The sequence below is a fragment of the Pseudomonas sp. S37 genome (genome assembly GCF_016658545.1).
GTDB lineage: Bacteria > Pseudomonadota > Gammaproteobacteria > Pseudomonadales > Pseudomonadaceae > Aquipseudomonas.
Genome location: NZ_JACVZC010000109.1, coordinates 1 through 22342 on the forward strand (window position 1 = coordinate 1; position 22342 = coordinate 22342).

Here is a 22342-nt window from a genome sequence, read left to right on the forward strand (position 1 = left end):
TCGGCCTCCTGAAGTCGCGAAGATCAAGATCAAGATCAAGATCAAGATCAAGATCAAGAGCCGAGCGCTGCATTACTTCGCATGCACGGTAAACGCCACCAACCTCACCACCACCGGCCTCACCATCAACACACAAACAAACGCCACCGGCATCGCCAACTGATAAGCCTTCAACACATTGCTCAGATACTCCGGGGTCACCCCGGCATTTGCCGCTGTAATCACGAAGCACATCAACAGCGCCATGATCGACGACATGTAGAAAGCGAAAACGTAAGGCGTGGCACCTGGGTGCAATTTACGGCGGCTGCGCGTTTGGGACAGGTTGCTCATGCAAACTCCTGAAAGGTGAGTGGAGGTGCAGGTTAACAACGCGCACAACGGCAGCAGTAGACCAGCAGGATTGAGTTCTTTATAAAGAAATCCTTACGAATCCAAGAGCCTCCCCATGGACCTGCTCAACGCCATCCGCTGTTTCATCAAGGTGGTCGAAGCCGGCAGCATCGTCGCCGGCGCCCGTAACCTCGGCCTTAGCCCGGCTGCAGTCAGCCAAAACCTGGCCCGCCTGGAAAGCCACCTGCAAGTACGCTTGCTCAGCCGTACCACCCGCAGCATGGCCCTCACCCCAGCCGGTACCCAGTATTACCAGCGCGTCAGCCATATCGAGCGCGACCTCGCCCAGGCCGAGCAGGCCGTTACCACCCCCGACACTGAACCCCAGGGCCGGCTGTGCATTGCCTCGACCTCAGCCTTCGGTCGCCACGTCCTGGCGCCATTGATACCGGCATTCAGCGCCCGCTATCCGCTGCTTTCGATAGAGTTGGTAACGACTGATCGGCGCGTCAACCATGCCCGTGAAGACGTCGATGTAAGCCTGCGCATCACCCCGCAACTGGAAGAGCAGCTGCTGGCCCGGCACATAGCCCGGATCCCGTTCATTTGCTGTGCCTCGCCCGGTTACCTGCAAAGCGCCGGCGTGCCGACCACGCCCGAGGCGTTGCGCGATCACCGTTGCCTGGTGTTCCGCTACCCGGTGGATGGCCGCTTCCTGCGTTGGGGGTTCATGCGTGACGGGCTGCGGTTTGAGCCGGTTTTCGGCAGCGTGCTCATCAGCGATGACATCGATGCCCTGACCCAGATGGCCCTGCACGACGGCGGCATCACCCGCCTGGCTGAATTCATGGTGCGGCCGCACCTCGCTTCCGGCGCACTGGTGCCCCTGTTCGAATACAGCGACAGCGGCCAGGCCTACGCCCAGACCGAACCGATGGACATCTACCTGTGCCTGGCCGACCGCTTTGCCATGACCACCAAGGCCCGCGTGTTCATGGACTATCTACGCGAAAGCCTGGGGGGCAGCTGGCAGGTGCAGGCATGAAAAAACCGCCACGAGGGCGGTTTTTTGGTAGGGCGCGTACGAATCAGAAGCGGTAGGTGAGGGACGCACCGATACCGTGGGCGCTGTTCTCGTACTTGGCCTGGTAGCTGCCCTTGGTCGCGCTGACCTGATTGACCTTCGTGTCTTCTTCCCACAGGTAGGAATAAGCCACGTCAATGGTCATGTCGTCGTTCGGGCTCCAACCGGCACCCAGGCTGAACACCTTGCGGTCACCCGTTGGAATACGTGGCGAGCGGTCATGGTTGTTGGTTGGCGACTGGTCGACGGTGAAGCCGGTGCGCAGCACCCACTCCTTGTTGACCTTGTACGACGCACCAATGGCGTGAGCCCAGGTGTCGTGCCAGTTCTGCTCTTCGGTAATGGTCTGGAACGCCGAACCTGCCAGTGGCGCAGGCACGTCGTTCTGCACGGTGATGTTCTCCAGGCGGCTCCAGCGCGTCCAGGTGCTGCCTGCGTACAGGGTCCACTGGTCATCGAGCTCGTGGGTAACCGAAAGGTCGACCGATTCCGGCGTCTTGATCTTCAGCGTGGCGTCGAACTTGTTGCCGTTGAACGGCCCGATCAGCGGGGTGCTGACACGGGTCTTGCCCTCGAGTTTGTAGTCGACCATCGAGTGGTAGGTCAGGCCGACGCGGGTACGGTCGGTGGCTTGTACCAGAAGGCCGATGTTGTAACCAACGGCGGTATCGTCGCCCTTGATCTTCACTTCGCCGTCGTTGCGGCCAGGGGTGAACGGGTTGATCAGGCTCGAGCCCAGTTCCCCTTCGATGCGGTTGATGGTGGGGCCGAAACCGATCGACACCTTGTCGTTGAACGCATAGCTGACAGTTGGCTGGAACGTGACAACCTGAACGTGGCTCTTTTTACCCCAGTAACGTGCAGCGTCATCGCTGCCGTAGTCGGTTACCAGACCGAACGGAACGTAGACACCGAAGCCGACGCTCCAGTGGTCGTCGATCGGTTTGACGTAGTAACCCATCGGTACGCCAACGAACGGCACCATGTCACCATCGGTTTCCCCCCCGAGGTTGCTGCCCGGGCCCGAGATGTCGGACTTGGCGATGACGGCGGCGCCGCCCACGGTGAACTGTTCGCGCTTGAGGCGGGACATGCCGGCCGGGTTGCCAAACACGGTGCTGGCATCATCGGCAGAAGAAGAACGTCCCGCGAAACCTGTCCCCATGCTGCTGATGCTCTGTTCGTTAAGTGCAAAGCCGCTGGCGAGCAGTTGGCTGGAAGCAAGAGCAACGGCAACGCCGAGGGAGGTTTTGAGCAATACTTTTTTCATTATTAGAAAACTCCTTGGGATCTCCGGGGCGAAAAGCTACCAACAAATCACGCGCCGCGCTATAGCCTCAATCGCAGAAGATAGAGCGGTTTTGTAGGACAATCCGACCAAAATTCCCTTTTATCCGGCAAAGCTGTAGGACGTGTCTTAAGATGCCTGTGGCAATTTCTGATCTATGCAGGCATGCCAGGCATGGGTGAAGTCGCGCAAGCGACCTTGGGGGTTGAAAATCTGTCGCCAGATCCGTGCCTGTGCCAACAAATCGTCAGCGGCAGGTAACGGCGTTGCCTGCTCTTCGATGAGCATCCAGGCAATGGCAGTGGAGTAGCGCAGGTTGACCGTCAGCTCCAGGTGGGGGCCGCCCAGGAACGCGTGCTGGCTGGCAAGGCCGCGAATCATGCTGGCCAGGTCGGGGTCACGGGCGAGGTAGTCGTCCCATAGCGCCTGGTGGCGATGCTCGCCGATACGGTACAGGCCGTGCCCGCGTCGGTCGTGCAGGGCTGAGCCGAGTGCCGACTGGCTGGCGGCGATGCCCAGCAACAAGGCTTCGGCGCTGGCGCAGTGACGGTTCAGATAGACCAGGGTGGGTCGGATCACATACTGACACAATTCATTCGCCGCGATACCCATGATGCCCTCGAGCAGTAAAGGGCCGGACGGGCGCTGGAGCTTGGCAGCTGGTGAATGATCAGGCCCGCCGGAAGCGGCAAGCACCGCTCGAGTTGAAGTGTAGTGTGATAATCGTGGTGTAAAGAGCTGTTTTTAAATCGATTGCTGCCTGACGTGCCGGGCTATATGCCCTAAGGCAATTATGCCAAGAACGTTCAGGCAGGCTTGCGACGGGATGATTCAGCGCTTGAATGCCGCGGTATTCGCCGCTCACGCAGTGAGCGACTGGCGTGTCCGGGCGATCACCGCCTGCAGCGGTTCATTGCGGCTGTACTGTTCGGGGTACAGGCGCTCGGTGTGGCGGGCGACGCCGTGTTCGTCCACCAGGGTAAAGCTGAAGCTGCCCTTGCGTGGGGCGACGATAAGGCACTTCAACGGCGAGAAGGCCTGGGAGAGGGTGCCAATGGCAGCCTGAATTTTATGATGAGTTTGCATATTGTTGGAGGTTCCTGCTTTAAACACGGGGGTTATGATCCGTGCATGATAGAAACGTTCCAGTGACGCCTTTATTAAGGGACGAACGAACCTGACTGGAACAGGGCAGCCAGAGGGGGCGCAATCAAAGGTAGGCGCTTGGGCTGACTGGTAGGTACTTCAGAGGGCAGGCAGCACGGCGGGGCCAAGGTTCTAGGCCGTCGAGTGGAATCCTGATCAATCTGTCACGTGATTCGTGCTTGAACAGCGCAAGGCTGGCGAGTGAATCATCGAATTGGCCGGTCCTGGTTTCAGCAGCGCGACTCTTGGGAGGAGCGGGGTCTGCAAGGACGTTTTGGCCCGAATTGACTTTCAGCTTGGTACTAACGAGGCGCACCTTAACAAAAGCGCAGGTGCTTGGCAAGCGCTACGTTTGATCAGGTGAGCCGCGCAGTATGGCGCGTATTTGCGCCGCTGGGAAGAGGGGGCAAATGGCCCGTACCCGCGCAGATGTGCGCTTTTCGTGCACTCAAATGAGGGTTGATGGGGCACTTGTTCACATTCGGGGCAACGCCTGTAACAGCTTGGCAACACCCCATAGCCGCCTCGCCAATGACTTGACTGCACGGTTAAGTCAATGAAAAAAAACACTTTTTTTAGCTGGTGAAAAAATCGTCAGTTTGACCGAAGCCCCCAATTTACGGGGCTTTGCGGGGTGTGCGAAGGGGTTGTCCACCGAGTTATCCACAGGAACTGTGGATTGTCCCGGGCGCTTGCTCTAGCACGGGTGTGCCAGCAATGGGGTGAACTGTCCGACAATCTACATGCGCCGATAGACCGGTTGGTCATCCACCTGAAAACGTCAAGAAAAGATCATTGAAATTTTTTTCAATCCTCCATAAATCGACGGGCCAGGGCTAAAAAAAAAGAGTAGAGTGGCGCGCCTTTCGAGTTGCCAAACCTGTTGCTCATGAAGTTCCGCAGTAAACACCTCGCCAGCTCCGCTGTCTCGACACCCGCACCCCCCGGCAAACGGTTTTCCCTCAAAGTGGCCTTGTGGCTGCTCGATAGCCCGCGCCTGGGTGACAAGCCCCAGGTCAAGCACTTGGCCGGGCGGCTGTTGAAACAGCCGGCGCGCCAGGGCGTAGTGGTCGCGCAAAGCCGCCTCGGGCAGATGCTGTGCCGTGATTGCGGCAATGCCCGCGACCGGCGCATTGGCCACGATCTGCTGCGCCAGGCAGCCCGTGCCGGAGACAGGCGCGCGCAGCTGGAGTATGCGCGGCTGTGCCGGCAGAGCGAGCCGGAGCAGGCACGCTATTGGCTGGAGCTGGCGGCGGGGCAGGGGTCGCAGGAAGCGGGGCGGCTGTTGCGGCAGTGGTTTTCTGGTTGAGGTGTGTTGCCTGGGCGGCTTTTTCGCGGGTAAACCTGTCCTACAAGGGTTGCGCAATCAATGTAGGAGCGGGTTTACCCGCGAATAGGCCCACACAGGCAACACAGCGCTCAGGCTGATAAGCTGCGCAGCAAATCATCCAGGATCTTTCGGGGTAAGCATGACAGTGGATCTGGCCAGCATTCTGCTGGGCTTGGTGGCAGGTGCATTACCCTGCCTGGGGTGGGTGATGCAGGTGCAGCGCCGCCAGGGCGCACGGCAGGGCGAGCAGGCGTTGCTCGAAGAGCGCCTCAATGCCGCCCAGCTGGCCCAGGCCGGCCTGCAGGCGCAGCTGGACGCCAGCCGCGACGAGGTCAGCGACCTCAGCGAAGCCAACACCATCAAGCAGACCCAGTTGGCCGCCCAGGGCCGCGAACTGGAGCTGCTGCAGATCGACCGCGACAACGCCCGCGACGCCGCCCACGCCTGGAGCCTCGAACGCGCCAACCGCGAAGCCGAACTGCGCCGCCTGGAAGCGCAAACCGCACGCCTGGACGCCGAACTGCGTGAGCAGCAGGAAAGCCACCAACAGCGCCTGGAAGACCTGCAGGAAGCCCGTGACACCCTGCGCGCTCAGTTCGCCGACATGGCCACCAAGATCTTTGACGAGCGCGAGCAGCGCTTTGCCCAGACCAGCCAGCAGCACCTGGGCCAGTTGCTCGACCCGCTCAAGGAACGTATCCAGTCCTTCGAGAAACGCGTCGAGCAGAGCTACCAGCAGGAAGCCCGTGAACGCTTCTCGCTGGGCAAGGAACTGGAGCGCCTGCAACAGCTGAACCTGCGCCTGTCCGACGAAGCCACCAACCTCACCCAGGCCCTGAAAGGCCAGAAAACCCAGGGCAACTGGGGCGAGCTGATTCTCGAGCGGGTGCTGGAGCATGCCGGCCTGGAAAAGGGCCGCGAGTACCAGACCCAGGTCAGCCTGAAGAGCGCCGACGGCGAGCGCTTCCAGCCCGATGTACTGATCATGCTGCCCGGCGACAAGCAGGTGGTGGTAGACGCCAAGGTCAGCCTCACCGCCTACCAGCAGTTTGTCTCGGGCAATGACGAGGCTGCGCTCAAGCAGCACGTGCAGTCGCTGCGCAGCCACATCAAAGGCCTGTCGAGCAAGGACTACAACCGCCTCGAAGGCTTGCACAGCCTGGATTTCGTGCTGCTGTTCGTGCCCATCGAGGCGGCCTTCTCCGCAGCCCTGCAGGCCGAACCGAATCTGTTCCAGGAAGCCTTCGACCGGCAGATCGTGATTGTCAGCCCCACCACCTTGCTGGCCACCTTGCGGGTGATCGACAGCCTGTGGAAGCAGGAACGCCAGGGCCAGAACGCCCGCGAAATCGCCGAACGCGCCGGCTGGCTGTACGACAAGTTCGTGCTGTTCATCCAGGACCTGGACGAGTTGGGCAGCCGCCTGCAGCAGGTGGACAAAGCCTACGCGGCGGCACGCAACAAGCTGTGCGAAGGGCGCGGCAACCTGGTCAGCCGCAGCGAACAACTGAAACTGCTGGGTGCCCGGGCCAGCAAGAGCCTGCCCGCCGACCTGCTGGAGCGGGCGCTGTCCGACGAGGCGCTGCCTGACGAAGCGGTTACTGAACCAGGCTCAGATGGCGATTGAGCATGGCGCGCAGGGCCGCTGGCTTGACCGGCTTGGCCAGGTAATCCAGGCCGGATGCATGCACCAGGGCGATGGTTTCCTTACTGCCGTCGGCACTGATCACCACGCCCGGTACCGGTTCGCCCAGCCGCGCGCGTAGCCAGCCCATCAGCCCGGTGCCGGTCTCGCCGTCATCCAGGTGATAGTCCACCAGCGCCAGGTGCGGGCGCATGCCTTTGCCCAGCAAGGCTTCGCATTCGGCCTGGTTGCGCGCGGTCCACACCTGGCAGCCCCAGCGGCTGAGCAGGCTGTTCATGCCGATCAGGATGCTGTCTTCGTTATCTACGCACAGTACCTGCAAACCGGCCAGCGGCTGGCCAGCCTGCTCCACCGGCGCGGCGGCTGCCGGCGCGGCCTGGCGGGCAATCGGCACGCTGACGCGAAACACCGTGCCCTTGCCCGGCCATGAACGTACCTCCAGTGGGTGGCCAAGTACCCGGCACAGGCCGTCGGCGATCGCCAGGCCCAGGCCCAGGCCTTTCTCGGCGCGGGTCTGGTGGCTGTCCAGGCGCTTGAACTCCTGGAAGATCACTTGCAGCTTGTCATCGGCGATGCCCGGGCCACGGTCCCATACTTCCAGCCACAGGCGTTCACCCTGGCGGCGTGCGCCCAGCAGGATCGGGCTCTTGCCGTAGCGCAGGGCATTGGTCAGGAAGTTCTGCAGCACCCGGCGCAGCAGTTTCATATCGCTGTCCACGCGCAGGCGGCTACCGCGCAGGCGGAACTCCAGGCCCTTCTCGGCGGCCAGTAGCTTGAACTCGGCGCCCAGGGTGTCGAACAGTTCGTTGAGGGCGAACGGCTTGGCATCCGGGGTGATCTTGCCGTTCTCCAGGCGCGAGATGTCCAGCAGGTCACTGATCAGCTCTTCGGCCGAGCGTAGCGAGCTGTCCATGTGCTGTACCAATTGCTGGGCTTCTTCGTTCATGCCTTCGGCCTGCTGCGACAAGGCGGCAGAGAACAGCCGTGCGGCGTTCAGCGGTTGCATCAGGTCATGGCTGACTGCGGCCAGGAAGCGGGTCTTGGACTTGCTGACCGCTTCGGCCTGGCTCTTGGCTTCGGACAGTGCCTGGTTCAGCTGCGACAGCTCATGGGTACGCTCGGCCACCCGTTGCTCCAGGCCTTCGTTGGAATCACGCAGGGCCTGTTCGGCTTCGCGGAACGGGGTGATATCGGTAAAGCTCATGACGAAGCCGCCACCCGGCATCGGGTTGCCGATCAGTTCGATCACCCGGCCATTGGGGAACAGCCGCTCGGAAGAGTGCGCGCGGCCCTGGCGCATCCAGTGCAGGCGCCGCGCCACGTGCACCTGTGCCTCGCCCGGGCCGCACAGCCCGCGTTCGGCGTTGTAGCGGATAATGTCGGCAATCGGCCGGCCGACGCTGATCAGCCCGTCGGGGTAGTTGAACAGCTCCAGGTAGCGGCGGTTCCAGGCCACCAGGTGCAGGTTCTGGTCAACCACGCTGATGCCCTGGTTGATGTTCTCGATGGCGCCTTGCAGCAGCGCGCGGTTGAACTGCAGTACCTCGCTGGCCTCGTCGGCAATGCGCACCACGTCTTCCAGCTGCATGTCGCGGCCTTCGATGGCGGCCTTGACCACGGCGCGGGTCGACGAGGTGCCGAGCACACCGGCCAGCAGGCGTTCGGTGTGCTCGATCCAGTCGCCGTCGGCGTTCTGGTTGGGGTTGAAGCCCTTGCCCTGGCGGTAGGCGAAGCGGATGAAGCTTTGCCGTGCGCGCTCTTCGCCGACAAAGCGCGAGGCCAGGGTCAGCAGGTCATCGATCTGCACCGCCAGCAGTGGCTTGCTGCTGGGCCGGGCACTGGTTTGCTGGCCGATGAAGCGGCCGGCCTGCCAGTGCTCGGAAACCCGCGTGCGCGACAGCACCGACACCCAGGCAAACAGGGTGAAGTTGCCCGCCAGCGACAGCACCACGCCCTGGGTCAAGGGGCTGATCGGCAGGTCCAGCGGGTTGCCGTGCAGCCACGCCAACCCCGGAAACAGCTGCAGCGACCAGCCCAGGCTGTGTGCGGCAATCGGCAGTACCAAGGTGTAGAACCACAGGAAAATGCCGGCGGCCAGGCCGGCGAACACGCCGCGACGGTTGGCCTGCTTCCAGTACAGCGCGCCGAGCATGGCCGGGGTCAGCTGGGTCACGGCGGCAAAGGCGATCTGGCCGATGGTCGCCAGGCTGGCGGTGGAGCCCAGCAGGCGGTAGCTGACATAGGCCAGCAGCAGGATCACCACGATGGTTACCCGGCGCACCGAGAGCATCCAGTGGCGGAACGCTTCGAACGGCCGCTCGGCGTTGTTGCGGCGCAGCAGCCAGGGCAGCAGCATGTCGTTGGAGACCATGGTCGACAGCGCCACGGCCTCGACGATGACCATGCCGGTGGCCGCCGACGCGCCGCCGATGAACGCCAGCAGGGCCAGGCTCGGGTGCGCCTCGGCCAGTGGCAGGCTGATGACGAACGAGTCGGAAATCACCGTGCCCGGCAGCAGCATCTGCCCGGCCAGGGCAATCGGCACCACGAACAGTGCGGCCAGCACCAGGTACATCGGAAATACCCAGCGCGCCAGGCGCATGTCCTGGGGTTCGATGTTCTCCACTACGGTGACGTGGAACTGCCGTGGCAGGCAGATGATCGCCATCATCGCCACGGCGGTCTGCACCACCATCGACGGCCAGTTGATGGTCTCCTGCCAGTAGTCCTGCAAGTGGATCGACTGGCGTGCCTGGCTGAACAGGTCGTCGAAGCCGTCGTACAGGTTGAACACGATGAAGATGCCCACGGCCAGGAAGGCCAGCAGCTTGATCAGTGATTCGAAGGCAATGGCCAGGACCATGCCGCGGTGGTGTTCGGTGACGTCGAGGCTGCGGGTGCCAAAGACGATGGCGAACAATGCCAGCACCAGCGATACCACCAGCGCGGTGTCCTGCACGCGGGTACCGGTGGCGTCGGCGTTGGCGCCGATCAGCAGGTTCACGCCCAGCACGATACCCTTGAGCTGCAGGGCGATGTACGGCAACACGCCGACCAGGCAGATCAGCGCCACCACTACCGCCAGGCTCTGCGATTTGCCGTAGCGTGCAGCGATGAAGTCGGCGATCGAGGTGATGTTCTGCTGCTTGCTGATCAGTACCATCTTCTGCAGCACCCAGGGCGCGAAGACCATCAGCAGCACCGGGCCCAGGTAGATCGGCAGGAACGCCCACAGCTGTTCGGCGGCCTGGCCGACGGCACCGAAGAAGGTCCAGCTGGTGCAGTACACGGCCAGCGACAGGCTGTACACCCAGGCACGCAGCTTCGGCGGCAACGGTGTGCTGCGGCGGTCGCCATAGAAGGCGATGGCGAACATGACGGCCATATAGGCCAGGGCGACCACGGCGATCAGCCCGCTGGACAACGACATGAAGACTCCGAAGCAAAAAGATAACGCGGTCCCGATCAATCAGTCTGGCACGCCGGTGCCGCTTCGTCAGCGCCGACGATGGTTGTAGGAGCGAGCTTGCTCGCGATCTGGCTGTACCGGCCTCTTCGCGGGTAAACCCGCTCCCACAGGTATTGCACAGGCCGGCACAGGCAACATCACCCCCTGCGGGTACCCAACCCATAAAACACCCCCGCCAGTATCACCGACAACACCAGCATGTAGAAGATCGCCCCCGGCCACACATGCACCAGCGCAAACCCCACCATCACCGGCCCCAATGCCGCCCCCAGGTTGGACAGGTTCTGCGCACCGTAATACACCCCGCGCAGGTGCTCCGGGGCGATCAGGTCGATGAACATGTATTCGGCCGGGATCACGATGATCTCGCCCAGGGTGAACACCAGCATGGCCAGGCACCAGGCCATCACCGAGCCAGCCGCCGCAAAGCCCAGCAACCCGGCAATGAACAGGCCCATGCCGGCCAGCAGCCAGGGCATCAGGCGCTGGCGGCTGATGCGCCGGCCGATCAGGTACTGCAGGGCGATCACCGTCACTGCGTTGGTGGTCACCAGGTAGCCGACCAGCCGCGCCGCCTCGGCCGGGCTGCTGGTGACCACCAGGTACTGCGACAGGTAGGCGGTGAACTGGCCGAACACTACCGCGCTCAGCACCCCGCCCAGGGTGAAGCACACCAGCCGCCGGTCGCGCACCAGCCCCAGCGCCACCTGGCTGAAGCCGGCCGCAGGCTTGTCCGCGCGGGCCTGCAGGCTGCGGTCGCCAAAGCGCCAGTAGGCCACGCACATGGCCAGGCCAAGCAGCGCAGAGGCGATGAACGGCATGTGGTCGTTCAGCTCCAGCATGGCCACGCCCAACAGTGGGCCGGCGGCGTAGCCGACGTTGCTCAGGGTGTACTTGATGGCGAACACCTCGGCGCGCTCCTCCACCGGCAGCAACGCACAGAAGCCCGCCTTGGCGGCGATATCGACCACCGCCAGGGCCAGGTTGATCAGCACCAGGCAAAGGAAGAACAGCAGCGCTGACTGGCTGGCGACCGCTGCGACGAAGGCAAGGGCGAACAGCAGGGTGCTGGCGCTGACCAGCGTGTGGTTGCGCAAGGTATCGACCAGGTGGCCGCCATACAGGCTAAGCAGCGAGGCGATGATCAGCGCGCCACCGATCAGCAGGCCGATCTGGCTGATCGGCAGCTGGAAGTTGTCGGCCAGGTACACCACCAGATAGGGCAGCGTGAGGGCACGGGCGACGGTGAGGATAAAGGTAGTGGTGAGCAGCAGGCGAACGGTGTGCGGGTAGCGTTTGATGGCGGCGAGCATTGCCACGTCCTTGTTGTTCTGGTTTGCCGGGCTCAAGCATAAGCAATATTCAAATGCCTGCGCGATCCCCTGTGGGAGCGGGTTTACCCGCGAAGCAGGCGGCGCGGTGCCTGGCACGGGCTGCGCCCGTGTTCGCGGGTAAACCCGCTCCTACAAGGGATCGCACCGCCCCGGCGACAGGCGGAGGATTGACAGCCCGCCAGCCACGGGGAATACTCTGGCGAAATTCATATATATGTTTATATAACAAGACGAGAGCGAGACCCATGCACCCACTGACCGGTGATGCTCGACTGCCCCGCTACCAACAACTGCGTGACCACATGGTCGAGCAGATCGCCAACAACCGCTGGCGCCCGGGCGAGGCGATCCCGACTGAAGCCGCCCTGGCCACCGAGTTCGACATGTCGGTCGGCACCGTGCGCAAGGCTGTCGATGTGCTGGTGGCCGAAGGCGTGCTGGAGCGCCAGCAGGGCCGCGGCACCTTCATCCGCCGCCCGCAGTTCCAGTCTTCGCTGTTCCGCTTCTTCCGCTTCGAAGCCGCCAACGGCGAGCGCGTGGTGCCAGAAAGCCGCATTCTTTCCATCGAGCCGCTCGCCGCGCCATCGGCGGTGGCTGCGGCACTGGGCCTGGCGGTTGAAGCCGACGTGATCCGCATCATCCGTACCCGTTTGCTCGGCGCCCAACCGGTGCTGGCCGAAGAAATCTGGCTGCCGCGCCAGACCTTCCAGCCGCTGCTCGACGTGGAGCTGAACAGCAAGGGCCCGTTGCTCTACCCGATCTACGAAGAACTGTGCGGCCAGGTCGTCGCCTACGCCGAAGAGACCCTGACCGCCGAAGCGGTCGACGCCGTGCATGGCCGCCTGCTGCAACTGCCGGCCGACAGCCCGGTGGTGGTGATCGAGCGCCTGGCCCGTGACTACGCCGGCAAGCCGTTGGAGTGGCGCCGCTCGCGCGGCCATGCGCAGCACTTCCGCTACCGCATCGACATCCGCTAAGCCGGCCCGCCGCACCCGTTTACCCGTCTGCGCCGTACTGCCACGGCGCAGTGGCTTCGCCTGCCCGGTCGCCAGCGCCAAGCGCTTCAGCATGCCCGGTTGTACCACCCACAATTAGAAGGATAACAATCATGTTCAGCTGGTATCGCCAGATCACCTCACGGGAGCGCAAGACGTTCTGGGCCTGCTTCGGCGGCTGGTCGCTCGATGCGCTGGAAGTGCAGATGTTCGGCCTGGCCATCCCCGCGCTGATCGCCGCGTTCTCCCTGAGCAAGGGTGACGCGGGCCTGATCAGTGGCCTGACCCTGGTGACCTCGGCAATCGGCGGCTGGCTGGGTGGCACCCTGTCCGACCGCTATGGCCGCGTGCGTACCTTGCAGTGGATGATTCTCTGGTTCTCCTGCTTCACTTTCCTCTCGGCATTCGTCACCGGCTTCTACCCGCTGCTGTTCGTAAAGGCCATGCAAGGCTTCGGCATTGGTGGCGAATGGGCTGCAGGTGCGGTGCTGATGGCCGAAACCATCAACCCGAAATACCGCGGCAAGGTCATGGGCACGGTGCAGAGCGCCTGGGCCGTGGGCTGGGGCCTGGCGGTGGCGCTGTTCACGCTGATCTACTCGCTGGTGCCACAGGAGTTCGCCTGGCGGGTTATGTTCTTCGTCGGCCTGTTGCCGTCGCTGCTGATCATCTGGGTACGCCGCAACGTGCCCGAGCCAGACAGCTTCCAGCGCCTGCAGAAGGCAAACGCCATCCCCACCAGCTTCTTCCAGTCCATGGCCGGCATTTTCCGCCCGGAACTGCTGCGGGTGACCTTGCTCGGCGGCCTGCTTGGCCTGGGTGCCCACGGCGGTTACCACGCAGTGATGACCTGGCTGCCGACCTTCCTCAAGACCGAGCGCAACCTGTCGGTGTTGAACTCCGGCGGTTATCTGGCGGTGATCATCCTGGCCTTCTGGTGCGGTTGTGTGGTCAGCGGCCTGCTGATCGACCGCATCGGCCGGCGCAAGAACATCCTGCTGTTCGCCCTGTGCTGCGTGCTGACCGTGCAGGCTTACGTGTTCTTCCCGCTGAGCAACACGCAGATGCTGTTCCTCGGCTTCCCGCTGGGCTTTTTCGCCGCCGGTATCCCGGCCAGCCTGGGGGCGTTCTTCAATGAACTGTACCCGGCTGAAGTGCGCGGCGCCGGGGTGGGCTTTTGCTACAACTTCGGCCGCGTGCTGTCGGCGGTATTCCCGTTCCTGGTCGGCCACATGAGTGAGTCGATGTCGTTGGGCAGCGCCATCGGCATCGACGCCGGCATCGCCTATGGCGTGGCCGTGATCGCCGCCCTGTGCCTGCCGGAAACGCGCGGGCGCAACCTTGAACCTGCACCTGCACCGGAAATGGCCGGCGCGGTCGCCAAGTAACCTGACCTTGTTTGTATGAGAACCATGCCTGACGCTCCTGCTTTACACCTGACCGCCATTGACAGCCATGCCCACGTGTTCAGCCGTGGGCTGAACCTGGCCAGTGAACGGCGTTATGCGCCCAGCTACGATGCGCCGCTGGGTGACTACCTGGGCCAGTTGCTGGCCCATGGTTTCAGCCATGGCGTGCTGGTACAGCCCAGCTTCCTCGGCACCGACAACCGCTACCTGCTCAGCGCCTTGCAGACTGTGCCGGGGCAACTGCGCGGGGTGGTGATGCTGGAGCGTGACGTCGAGCGTGAGGCGTTGGATGAAATGGCCCGGCTGGGTGTAAGGGGTGTTCGCCTGAACCTGATGGGCCAGGCGCTGCCCGACCTGGCCGGCGCCGAATGGCGGCCGCTGCTGGAGCGTATTGGCGAGCAGGGCTGGCACCTGGAACTGCATCGGCAGGTGGCGGACATACCGACACTGGTGGGGGCGCTGCAACCCTATGGCCTGGACATCGTCATTGACCACTTTGGCCGGCCCGATGCCCGCCGTGGGCTGGGGCAGCCCGGGTTTGCCGAGCTGTTGACCCTGGGCGGGCAGGGCAAGGTGTGGGTGAAAGTATCGGGGATCTACCGGCTGGAAGGTGCGCCCGAGGAAAACCTGGCGTTTGCCCGTTCGGCGCTGTGTGCGCTGGAGGCACACTACGGGGCGGAGCGGCTGATGTGGGGCAGTGACTGGCCGCATACCCAGCATGAGACGGCGGTCAGTTTTGCCGCGGCTGTCGAACAGTTCGAGGCCTTGGGTTGCTCGGCGGAGTTGCGCCAGGCGCTGTTGGTGGATACCGCTCGGGCGTTGTTCGGTTTCGAGTGATGCTGTGCCTGTTCCGGCCCTTTCGCGGGTAAACCCGCTCCTACAACAGGTGTGCGCTTACGTTGTAGGAGCGGCTTTAGCCGCGAAGAGGCCGGCACCGGCTTACCCAGCAATCACAACCTGAACCGGCTGATCATCTGCTGCAATTGCCCACCCAGCCGCGCCAGCTCGACGCTGGACGCCGAGGTTTGCTGACTCGCCTCAGCCGTCTGCTCGGAAATATCCCGCACCGTCACCACACTGCGGCTGATTTCCTCAGCCACCGCACTCTGTTGTTCCGACGCGGCGGCAATCTGCTGGTTCATCAACTGAATCCCGGAAACCCGCTGGGTAATCCCCTCAAGCGCCAGCCCCGCTTCACGTACCAGCGCCACGCTGCTGGCCGTCAGGCTCTGGCTCTGTTCCATCAGTTCACTGACCGAGCGGGTACCTTGCTCCAGGCTGCCGATCGCCGACTCGATCTCTTCGGTAGATGCCTGGGTACGTTGTGCCAGGCTGCGCACCTCGTCGGCCACCACGGCAAAGCCGCGCCCGGCTTCACCCGCACGCGCCGCTTCAATGGCCGCATTCAGTGCCAGCAGGTTGGTCTGCTCGGCCACCGCCTTGATCACGTCCATCACCTTGCCGATACGCTGGCTTTCGCTGCGCAGGGCATCCATCGCTTCACCCGTGGCACCTACCTGGCTGGCCAGGCGGTCGATCTGCACCACGGCGCGGCTGACCACGTTGTCGCCTTCACGGGCTTCTTCGTCGGTGGCGCTGGCAGCCTGCGAAGCTTCACCGGCATTGCGCGCCACCTCGTGCACGGTGGCGGCCATTTCCTGCATGGCGGTGGCCACCTGGTCAGTCTCGACCTTCTGGTTGTTGGCCCCCGCGCTGGTCTGCTCGGTGATGGCCGATAGCTCTTCGGTGGCGCTGGCGATCTGCGAAATGCCGTCGCGCACCTGGGTAATCAATGCCCGCAGGTTGCCGGTCATGCGCTGCAGGGCGTCCTGCAACTGGCCCACCTCGTCGCGACGGGTACTGCTCGGCTGTTGACCAAGGTCACCCGCAGCCACCTGTTCCATGGCCTTCAGCACCTGGCGCAGCGGCGCACTGACCTGGCGGGCGATCAGCACAGCCGCCAGGCCGCCGATCAGCAGGGCGAGCAGGGTGGTGACAATCTGCAGGGTCTTGGCGAACTGGCTGTCCTCGACCACCGACGCGGCTTGGGCATCGAGCAACTGGCCGATCAGGCTGTTGAGCGTTTCCACGTCATTGCCCATGGCCGTGCGGTAGCCCAGCAGTTTGCTTACCTCGCCACGGAACGCCTCTACGGCTTCGGCGTAGGCACGTACCTGCCGGTTCAACGGGTCGAACTCAGACACGAACTGGCCGTTGAACCTGGCCACCAACCCCGGCAGGTCGTTCACCGTGGTGGCGATCTGGGCGTTCATCAGTTTTTCAGTCTCGGCGTTGGTGTTTCCGGTGTAGCCACGCACGTGGTAGCGCAACAGGATCAGGTTTTCGCGAACCTGGTTGATCGCTTCGCTGCGTACAAAACGCTGCTCGGCATCGGGCAGGGCGCGTACTTGCTCGCGGATGCGCTCAATGCTGGCGAACGATTGCGTAGCCAGCACGCCCATGTCTTTCTGTGCGGCGCGCATTTTCTGATAGGACGCGAAACTCAGCGCCTGGTTGCCGGCATATGCCTGCAGGGCCTGGTCCGCCTGGTCGAGCAGCGCCAGGCTTTGTGGCTTTACCAGCACGGTGCGCAACTTGCCCAGCGGCTTCTGGAAGGCATCCAGTGCCGCCTGCAGCGCCTTGCCTTCGTTCTCGTCACCGTTGGCCATGGCATGGCGCAAGCGTGCTACCCGTAAGTCCCCCAGCGCATCGTTGAGGCCGGACACATCGCTGACGACTTCACTACGGCGCACCAGACTGCCCAGCCCGTCCCAACCGATCAGCGACTGGGCCAGGGTCAGGCACAGCACCAGGCCGAAACCGAGGAAGAGTTTGCTGGCGATTTTCAGGTCGCCGAACCAGGTAAACATAAACTGCTGAGCTCCTTTTCTTGTGCGTTGGAGGAGACCGGAGGTCTGTCCCTTCTGTTAGATATAGTCATCTATATGAATTATCGGCGGGAGTTACAAATCCTTGACCGTGCGGACGATGAAAATAATGTCACTTGGCCATGTTTTGCGCGGCGCTTGCCAGCCAACGTATTTCCCATGCAGATTTGTGGCCTGGCGTGCCCGGCGCGCCTCCAATTGAAAAGCCCTCAGGACCAAGGACGATGAGTCACTCCTCGCAATTCACCTTGCTCGGCAAGCGGCGTTTCCTGCCGTTTTTCATCACCCAGTCGCTGGGTGCCTTCAACGACAACCTGTTCAAGCAGTCGCTGATCCTGGCGATCCTGTTCAAACTCAGCCTGGGCGACGGTGACCGGTCGATCTGGGTCAACCTGTGCGCCTTGCTGTTCATCCTGCCGTTCTTTCTGTTTTCGGCGCTGGGTGGGCAGTTTGGCGAGAAGTTTGCCAAGGACGCGCTGATCCGCGCGATCAAGCTGGCCGAAATCGCCATCATGGCGATCGGCGCATTGGGCTTTGTCACCAATCACCTGGCGCTGATGCTGGTGGCGCTGTTCGGCATGGGCACGCACTCGGCGCTGTTCGGCCCGGTGAAGTACTCGATCCTGCCCCAGGCCTTGCGGGAGGAAGAGCTGGTCGGCGGCAACGGGCTGGTGGAGACCGGCACCTTCCTGGCCATTCTCGCCGGCACCATCGGCGCCGGGGTGATGATGTCGACCGACAGCTACGCCACGGTGGTGGCCGGTGGCGTGGTCGGCACCGCAGTGCTCGGCTACCTGGCCAGCCGCTGGATCCCGCGGGCAGCCGCCGCAGCGCCGAACATGGCGCTGGACTGGAATATCTTCAAGCAGTCATGGGCGATCTTGCGCATGGGCCTGGGCCAGCCGGCGGCAGTGTCGCGTTCGATTGTCGGCAACTCGTGGTTCTGGTTCGTCGGCGCCATCTACCTCACGCAGATCCCGGCTTACGCCAAAGGCTGGCTGCACGGTGACGGCACCGTGGTCACGCTGGTGCTGACGCTGTTCTCGGTGGGCATTGCGCTGGGCTCGTTGCTGTGCGAACGCCTGAGCGGGCGCAAGGTAGAAATCGGCCTGGTGCCGTTCGGCTCGTTCGGCCTGACCCTGTTCGGCCTGCTGTGGTGGTGGCACTCCGGCGATGTGCCGGCCGCCGCCGTGCCGCACGACTGGCTGGCGCTGCTGGGCATGAGCCAGGCCTGGTGGATTTTGCTGTCGATCGTCGGCCTGGGAGTCTTCGGCGGTTTCTACATCGTGCCGCTGTATGCCTTGATCCAGGCGCGCACCGCCGAAGACCAGCGCGCCCGGGTGATTGCCGCCAACAACATCCTCAATGCCTTGTTCATGGTGGTGTCGGCGGTGCTCACCATCGTCCTGCTGGGCCTGGCCGAGCTGAGCATCCCGCAGCTGTTCCTGGTGGTGTCGCTGCTCAACATCGCAGTCAACGCCTACATCTTCAGGATCGTGCCCGAGTTCACCATGCGCTTCCTGATCTGGCTGCTCAGCCACTCGATGTACCGCGTGCAGCACCGCGACCTGGAGCGCATACCCGACGAAGGCGCGGCGTTGCTGGTGTGCAACCACGTGTCGTTCGTCGACGCGCTGCTGCTGGGTGGGGCCATCCGGCGGCCGATCCGCTTTGTGATGTACTACAAGATCTACAACCTGCCGGTGCTCAACTTTGTGTTCCGCACCGCCGGTGCCATCCCGATTGCCGGGCGCAACGAAGACCTGGCTACCTACGAGCGGGCTTTCGCACGGATTGCCGAGTACCTGGCCGATGGCGAGCTGGTGTGCATCTTTCCGGAAGGCAAGCTGACCGGGGATGGCGAAATCGATGTGTTCAAGGGCGGCGTCAATCGCATCCTCGAAGAAACCCCGGTGCCGGTGATACCGCTGGCCTTGCAGGGTTTGTGGGGCAGCTTTTTCAGCCGCGACCCGGGCAAAGGCTTCTTCAAGCGTTTGTGGTCGCGGGTGACCATCGTGGCGGGCGCCGCCATCCCGGTGGAGGCGGCGCAGCCAGAGGCCTTGCGGGAGCAGGTCAGCCGCTTGCGCGGCAACCTGCGCTAGGGGAGGGGATTAGCTGGCGCTGACCTTCAGGCCAACCAGGCCGATGATGATCAGCGCCACGCTGGCCAGGCGTACCAAGGCCATCGATTCGCCGAACAGGATGATGCCGGCGATCACCGTACCCACGGCGCCGACGCCGGTCCAGATGGCATAGGCGGTGCCCAGCGGCAGTTCCTTCATGGCCAGGCCCAGCAGGCCCAGGCTGATGGCCATGGCGGCAACGGTGAGTACGGTGGGCAGTGGCTTGCTGAAGCCGTCGGTGTATTTCAGGCCGACGGCCCAGCCAACTTCGAACAGGCCGGCGAAGAACAGGATAATCCAGGACATGGTGCTTCTCCATCGTGGTAAATGATGGGGCCGTCCCCGGAATGGTCACGCGGTGCGTCGTGAGGCCGTCCTCACAGTGGGCACCATGGTGCACACCTGAAGGTTTGAGGGCAAGCCTGTACTGGCCTCTTCGCGGGTAAACCCGCTCCTACAAGGACCGCATATGTTTCGGCATTGTGCGGTCGTTGTAGGAGCGGGTTCACCCGCGAAGAGGCCGGTTCAGCCACCCTCAATGCCTGGCCGGCTCCACCTGTTCTGCCTCACCCCCAGGCTCCCCCATCCGCCGGAACCAGGTCGACAGCAGTGCCCCGGAAATATTGTGCCAAACGCTGAACAACGCACTCGGCACCGCCGCCAACGGCGAAAAATGCGCCGCCGCCAACGCCGCCCCCAGCCCGGAGTTTTGCATGCCCACCTCCAGCGCCAGCGACTTGCGCTGGGCCAGCGGCAGCTTGCACAGCTTGCCGGTCAGGTACCCCAGCAGATAGCCGAAGGTGTTGTGCAGCATCACCACCGCCATGATCAGCAGCCCCGACTCGGCGATCTTCGCCTGGCTGGCCGCCACCACCGCGCACACGATCATCACGATGCTCACCACCGACACCAGCGGCAGCACCTGCACCGCCGCCTGCACCCGGGCGCCGAGCAGGCGCTGGGCCAGCACGCCGAGCACGATCGGCAGCATGACCAACTGCAGGATCGACCAGAACATGTCCATGAAGGACACCGGCAACCAGGCCGAGGCCAGGAACCAGATCAGCGCCGGCGTCAGCAGCGGTGCCAGCAGAGTAGTGACTGCGGCGATGGCCACTGCCAGCGCCAGGTCGCCACGCGACAGCCACACCATCACGTTCGACGCGGTGCCGCTTGGGCAGCAACCGACCAGGATCACGCCCACGGCAATTTCCGGCGGCAGGTGGAACAGCTGGCACAGCAGCCAGGCCATGCCCGGCATGATCACAAAGTGCGCAACCACCCCCAGCATCACCCGCCACGGCTGGCGGGCGAGGGCGGCGAAGTCGTCGAGCTTGAGGGTGAGCCCCATGCCGAACATCACCAGCCCCAGCAGCGGCACGATGGCCACCTTGAGGGCGATGAACCATTGCGGTTGCAGGAAGGCCAGCACGGCGAATACCAGTACCCACAGGGCGAAGGTATTGCCGACGAAGCGGCTGAGGGCGGCGAGGGCACGCATGGGGGCAATTCCTTTTCTATTTATAGCTTTGTGAATTTCAAGGGCCTCTTCGCGGGTGAACCCGCTCCTACAGGAACTGCGCAGACTTTGAATGTGGCGCGGTACCTGTAGGAGCGGGTTCACCCGCGAAGAGGCCGGTACAGGCAAAAAATCACTTTCAAGCCTGCACCGGCATTTCATACCACTCAGACCCCTTGCGGAATCTCCTCGCCACCCAGCGCTTCGAACAGCACCGGCAGGAATTCGGCAAAGGTCATCATCATCAGTTGGAAGCTGGCATCGAACTGCTGCGCAGCCTCATCACCACCATCCTGCTCGGCCTGCTCCTGCAGCAGCTCTTCGAACTTCAGGCGCTTGATCACCATCTTGTCGTCAAGGATGAACGACAGCTTGTCCTGCCAGGCCAGGGCCAGTTGGGTGACCACCTTGCCAGTGCTCAGGTGCAACTGGATTTCCTCGCTGGTCAGGTCCTGGCGCTTGCAACGCACGATGCCGCCGTCTTCGGCGGTGTCACGCAGTTCGCACTCGTCCAGCACATAGAAGCCTTCGGCAGCCTGTTGCGACTTGACCCAGTCGGTCATGGTGGCAACCGGGGCAATTTTCACCGTGGCCGGGCGCACCGGCAGCGAGCCCATCACTTCACGCAGGGTCGACAGCAGGTCTTCGGCACGTTTGGCACTGGCCGAGTTGACCAGGATCACGCCCTGGCGCGGGGCGATGGCGGCGAAGATCATCGAGCGGCGGATGAACGCGCGCGGCAGGAAGGCCTGGATGATCTCGTCCTTGATCTGGTCGCGTTCCTTTTTATAGACCTTGCGCATCTGCTCGGTCTCGATCTCTTCGACCTTTTCCTTGACCGCATCGTTGACCACGCTGCTGGGCAGGATGCGTTCTTCCTTGCGTGCGGCAATCAGCAGGTACTCGCCGCTGACATGCACCAGGGGAGCGTCTTCGCCTTTGCCGAATGGCGCGACGAAACCGTAGGTGGTCAGCTCCTGGCTGGCGCAAGGGCGGGCCGGCTTGCTGGCCAGGGCGGCTTCCAGCGCTTCTGGCTCGAACGGTACATCCTGGGTCAGGCGGTAGGTCAGCAGGTTCTTGAACCACATGAGGGGCAATCTCTCCTTAATGCATAAGGCGGGCATTATTCTCCGAGCGGTGCACTCAGGCCAACCCTGTCAGAGGGCCAGCAGTGGGTTATGCGTAAAGAAAGTGCCCGGCAACGCTAGGTCTTTGAAAGGCCTGAGGTTTTTTTTGAAAAAAGTTTAAAAAGTGCTTGCCAGGGTGTAGGGCCGTCCGTAGAATGCGCGCCACACCGAGACGAAGGGTGATTAGCTCAGCCGGGAGAGCATCTGCCTTACAAGCAGAGGGTCGGCGGTTCGATCCCGTCATCACCCACCACTCGATGTATAGCGCAGCGGTAGTTCAGTCGGTTAGAATACCGGCCTGTCACGCCGGGGGTCGCGGGTTCGAGTCCCGTCCGCTGCGCCATATTCCACTTCCAGGGCCTACTGAACACCCGGAAGTAACAAAGAAAGCGACCTTAGGGTCGCTTTTTTTGTGCCTGAAATTTGCGGGCTGATTTAATTTTGCAAATTCTTCGATAAGTGCTTGCCAGAGCGCCAAGTCGCCCGTAGAATGCGCGCCACACCGAGAGACATGGGTGATTAGCTCAGCCGGGAGAGCATCTGCCTTACAAGCAGAGGGTCGGCGGTTCGATCCCGTCATCACCCACCACTCGATGTATAGCGCAGCGGTAGTTCAGTCGGTTAGAATACCGGCCTGTCACGCCGGGGGTCG

The 22342-nt window shown here is 63.0% G+C and carries 17 protein-coding genes, 3 tRNA genes and 1 pseudogene; 10 read left to right on the plus strand and 11 right to left on the minus strand.

Going from position 1 to position 22342, the window contains the following annotated elements:
- Positions 1–72: 72 nt before the first annotated feature.
- The gene (locus tag IAE39_RS23790; RefSeq protein ID WP_201206969.1) at positions 73–333 is read right to left on the minus strand and encodes a DUF2798 domain-containing protein; all 261 of its coding nucleotides are present in this window, start codon (positions 331–333) and stop codon (positions 73–75) included.
- Between the two features lie 115 nt (positions 334–448).
- On the opposite strand from IAE39_RS23790, the gene IAE39_RS23795 reads away from it, so the two are divergent.
- On the plus strand, positions 449–1378 hold the full coding sequence (locus IAE39_RS23795) for a LysR family transcriptional regulator (protein WP_201206970.1): 930 nt from the start codon (positions 449–451) through the stop codon (positions 1376–1378).
- Positions 1379–1421: 43 nt separating this feature from the next.
- Here IAE39_RS23795 and IAE39_RS23800 read toward each other — a convergent pair whose 3' ends face one another.
- The 3 genes from IAE39_RS23800 to IAE39_RS23810 all read right to left on the minus strand — a co-directional run bounded on the left by IAE39_RS23800 (position 1422) and on the right by IAE39_RS23810 (position 3791).
- A complete protein-coding gene (locus tag IAE39_RS23800; protein WP_201206971.1) occupies positions 1422–2687 on the minus strand; it encodes an OmpP1/FadL family transporter in 1266 nt (421 codons plus the stop codon).
- Positions 2688–2834: 147 nt separating this feature from the next.
- On the minus strand, positions 2835–3317 hold the full coding sequence (locus IAE39_RS23805) for a hypothetical protein (protein WP_201206972.1): 483 nt from the start codon (positions 3315–3317) through the stop codon (positions 2835–2837).
- A gap of 249 nt (positions 3318–3566) precedes the next feature.
- A complete protein-coding gene (locus IAE39_RS23810) occupies positions 3567–3791 on the minus strand; it encodes a hypothetical protein (RefSeq protein WP_201206973.1) in 225 nt (74 codons plus the stop codon).
- A gap of 949 nt (positions 3792–4740) precedes the next feature.
- Between IAE39_RS23810 and IAE39_RS23815 the strand changes: the two genes are divergently transcribed.
- Positions 4741–5160 (plus strand): tetratricopeptide repeat protein, encoded by a 420-nt coding sequence (locus IAE39_RS23815; protein ID WP_201206974.1) that lies wholly within the window; start codon positions 4741–4743, stop codon positions 5158–5160.
- A gap of 274 nt (positions 5161–5434) precedes the next feature.
- Positions 5435–6808 carry a DNA recombination protein RmuC gene (rmuC, locus tag IAE39_RS23820; RefSeq protein ID WP_201206985.1) on the plus strand — a complete coding sequence of 458 codons (1374 nt, stop codon included), beginning with the start codon at positions 5435–5437 and terminating at the stop codon, positions 6806–6808.
- On the opposite strand, the gene IAE39_RS23825 is transcribed toward rmuC, so the two are convergent.
- Both IAE39_RS23825 and IAE39_RS23830 read right to left on the minus strand, forming a co-directional pair.
- Positions 6780–10256 (minus strand): hybrid sensor histidine kinase/response regulator, encoded by a 3477-nt coding sequence (locus IAE39_RS23825; protein ID WP_201206975.1) that lies wholly within the window; start codon positions 10254–10256, stop codon positions 6780–6782. The two genes, rmuC and IAE39_RS23825, sit on opposite strands and share 29 nt — an antisense overlap.
- A 176-nt stretch (positions 10257–10432) precedes the next feature.
- On the minus strand, positions 10433–11608 hold the full coding sequence (locus tag IAE39_RS23830) for an MFS transporter (RefSeq protein ID WP_201206976.1): 1176 nt from the start codon (positions 11606–11608) through the stop codon (positions 10433–10435).
- A gap of 266 nt (positions 11609–11874) precedes the next feature.
- On the opposite strand from IAE39_RS23830, the gene IAE39_RS23835 reads away from it, so the two are divergent.
- The 3 genes from IAE39_RS23835 (at position 11875) to IAE39_RS23845 (ending at position 14870) form a co-directional block, all read left to right on the plus strand.
- Positions 11875–12606: a GntR family transcriptional regulator gene (locus IAE39_RS23835; RefSeq protein WP_201206977.1), complete on the plus strand. Its 732-nt coding sequence runs from the start codon at positions 11875–11877 to the stop codon at positions 12604–12606.
- Positions 12607–12737: 131 nt separating this feature from the next.
- A complete protein-coding gene (locus IAE39_RS23840; protein ID WP_201206978.1) occupies positions 12738–14012 on the plus strand; it encodes an MFS transporter in 1275 nt (424 codons plus the stop codon).
- Positions 14013–14036: 24 nt separating this feature from the next.
- Positions 14037–14870 (plus strand): amidohydrolase family protein, encoded by an 834-nt coding sequence (locus IAE39_RS23845; RefSeq protein WP_201206979.1) that lies wholly within the window; start codon positions 14037–14039, stop codon positions 14868–14870.
- A gap of 113 nt (positions 14871–14983) precedes the next feature.
- Here IAE39_RS23845 and IAE39_RS30180 read toward each other — a convergent pair whose 3' ends face one another.
- Together IAE39_RS30180 and IAE39_RS30185 are read right to left on the minus strand one after the other, a co-directional pair.
- On the minus strand, positions 14984–15847 hold the full coding sequence (locus tag IAE39_RS30180; RefSeq protein WP_442968459.1) for a methyl-accepting chemotaxis protein: 864 nt from the start codon (positions 15845–15847) through the stop codon (positions 14984–14986).
- Positions 15839–16903 (minus strand): annotated as a pseudogene (locus IAE39_RS30185) (methyl-accepting chemotaxis protein); the annotation flags it as partial. The pseudogene IAE39_RS30185 and the gene IAE39_RS30180, both read right to left, overlap by 9 nt.
- 242 nt (positions 16904–17145) lie before the next feature.
- Between IAE39_RS30185 and IAE39_RS23855 the strand changes: the two are divergent.
- Positions 17146–19023 carry an MFS transporter gene (locus IAE39_RS23855; RefSeq protein ID WP_201206981.1) on the plus strand — a complete coding sequence of 626 codons (1878 nt, stop codon included), beginning with the start codon at positions 17146–17148 and terminating at the stop codon, positions 19021–19023.
- A gap of 9 nt (positions 19024–19032) precedes the next feature.
- Here the strand turns inward: IAE39_RS23855 and sugE are convergent, their stop codons facing one another.
- From sugE to rdgC, 3 genes are all read right to left on the minus strand, one after another.
- Positions 19033–19350 carry a quaternary ammonium compound efflux SMR transporter SugE gene (gene sugE / locus IAE39_RS23860; protein ID WP_201206982.1) on the minus strand — a complete coding sequence of 106 codons (318 nt, stop codon included), beginning with the start codon at positions 19348–19350 and terminating at the stop codon, positions 19033–19035.
- Between the two features lie 229 nt (positions 19351–19579).
- The gene (locus tag IAE39_RS23865) at positions 19580–20545 is read right to left on the minus strand and encodes a bile acid:sodium symporter family protein (protein ID WP_201206983.1); all 966 of its coding nucleotides are present in this window, start codon (positions 20543–20545) and stop codon (positions 19580–19582) included.
- Between the two features lie 185 nt (positions 20546–20730).
- Positions 20731–21651 (minus strand): recombination-associated protein RdgC, encoded by a 921-nt coding sequence (rdgC, locus tag IAE39_RS23870; protein WP_201206984.1) that lies wholly within the window; start codon positions 21649–21651, stop codon positions 20731–20733.
- Between the two features lie 216 nt (positions 21652–21867).
- Here rdgC and IAE39_RS23875 point away from each other — a divergent pair.
- The 3 genes from IAE39_RS23875 to IAE39_RS23885 all read left to right on the plus strand — a co-directional run bounded on the left by IAE39_RS23875 (position 21868) and on the right by IAE39_RS23885 (position 22279).
- Positions 21868–21943: transfer RNA gene (locus tag IAE39_RS23875), tRNA-Val, on the plus strand.
- 13 nt (positions 21944–21956) lie between these two features.
- Positions 21957–22033 (plus strand) — tRNA-Asp (locus IAE39_RS23880).
- 170 nt (positions 22034–22203) lie between these two features.
- Positions 22204–22279: transfer RNA gene (locus tag IAE39_RS23885), tRNA-Val, on the plus strand.
- Positions 22280–22342 lie beyond the last annotated feature (63 nt).

Bases quoted from the DNA above. Each gene is read 5' to 3' on its own strand.
- IAE39_RS23790 (WP_201206969.1), bottom strand. From the start codon at position 333: ATGAGCAACCTGTCCCAAACGCGCAGCCGCCGTAAATTGCACCCAGGT.
- IAE39_RS23795 (WP_201206970.1), top strand. From the start codon at position 449: ATGGACCTGCTCAACGCCATCCGCTGTTTCATCAAGGTGGTCGAAGCC.
- IAE39_RS23800 (WP_201206971.1), bottom strand. From the start codon at position 2,687: ATGAAAAAAGTATTGCTCAAAACCTCCCTCGGCGTTGCCGTTGCTCTT.
- IAE39_RS23805 (WP_201206972.1), bottom strand. From the start codon at position 3,317: ATGGGTATCGCGGCGAATGAATTGTGTCAGTATGTGATCCGACCCACC.
- IAE39_RS23810 (WP_201206973.1), bottom strand. From the start codon at position 3,791: ATGCAAACTCATCATAAAATTCAGGCTGCCATTGGCACCCTCTCCCAG.
- IAE39_RS23815 (WP_201206974.1), top strand. From the start codon at position 4,741: ATGAAGTTCCGCAGTAAACACCTCGCCAGCTCCGCTGTCTCGACACCC.
- IAE39_RS23825 (WP_201206975.1), bottom strand. From the start codon at position 10,256: ATGTCGTTGTCCAGCGGGCTGATCGCCGTGGTCGCCCTGGCCTATATG.
- IAE39_RS23830 (WP_201206976.1), bottom strand. From the start codon at position 11,608: ATGCTCGCCGCCATCAAACGCTACCCGCACACCGTTCGCCTGCTGCTC.
- IAE39_RS23835 (WP_201206977.1), top strand. From the start codon at position 11,875: ATGCACCCACTGACCGGTGATGCTCGACTGCCCCGCTACCAACAACTG.
- IAE39_RS23840 (WP_201206978.1), top strand. From the start codon at position 12,738: ATGTTCAGCTGGTATCGCCAGATCACCTCACGGGAGCGCAAGACGTTC.
- IAE39_RS23845 (WP_201206979.1), top strand. From the start codon at position 14,037: ATGCCTGACGCTCCTGCTTTACACCTGACCGCCATTGACAGCCATGCC.
- IAE39_RS30180 (WP_442968459.1), bottom strand. From the start codon at position 15,847: ATGACCGGCAACCTGCGGGCATTGATTACCCAGGTGCGCGACGGCATT.
- IAE39_RS23855 (WP_201206981.1), top strand. From the start codon at position 17,146: ATGAGTCACTCCTCGCAATTCACCTTGCTCGGCAAGCGGCGTTTCCTG.
- sugE (WP_201206982.1), bottom strand. From the start codon at position 19,350: ATGTCCTGGATTATCCTGTTCTTCGCCGGCCTGTTCGAAGTTGGCTGG.
- IAE39_RS23865 (WP_201206983.1), bottom strand. From the start codon at position 20,545: ATGCGTGCCCTCGCCGCCCTCAGCCGCTTCGTCGGCAATACCTTCGCC.
- rdgC (WP_201206984.1), bottom strand. From the start codon at position 21,651: ATGTGGTTCAAGAACCTGCTGACCTACCGCCTGACCCAGGATGTACCG.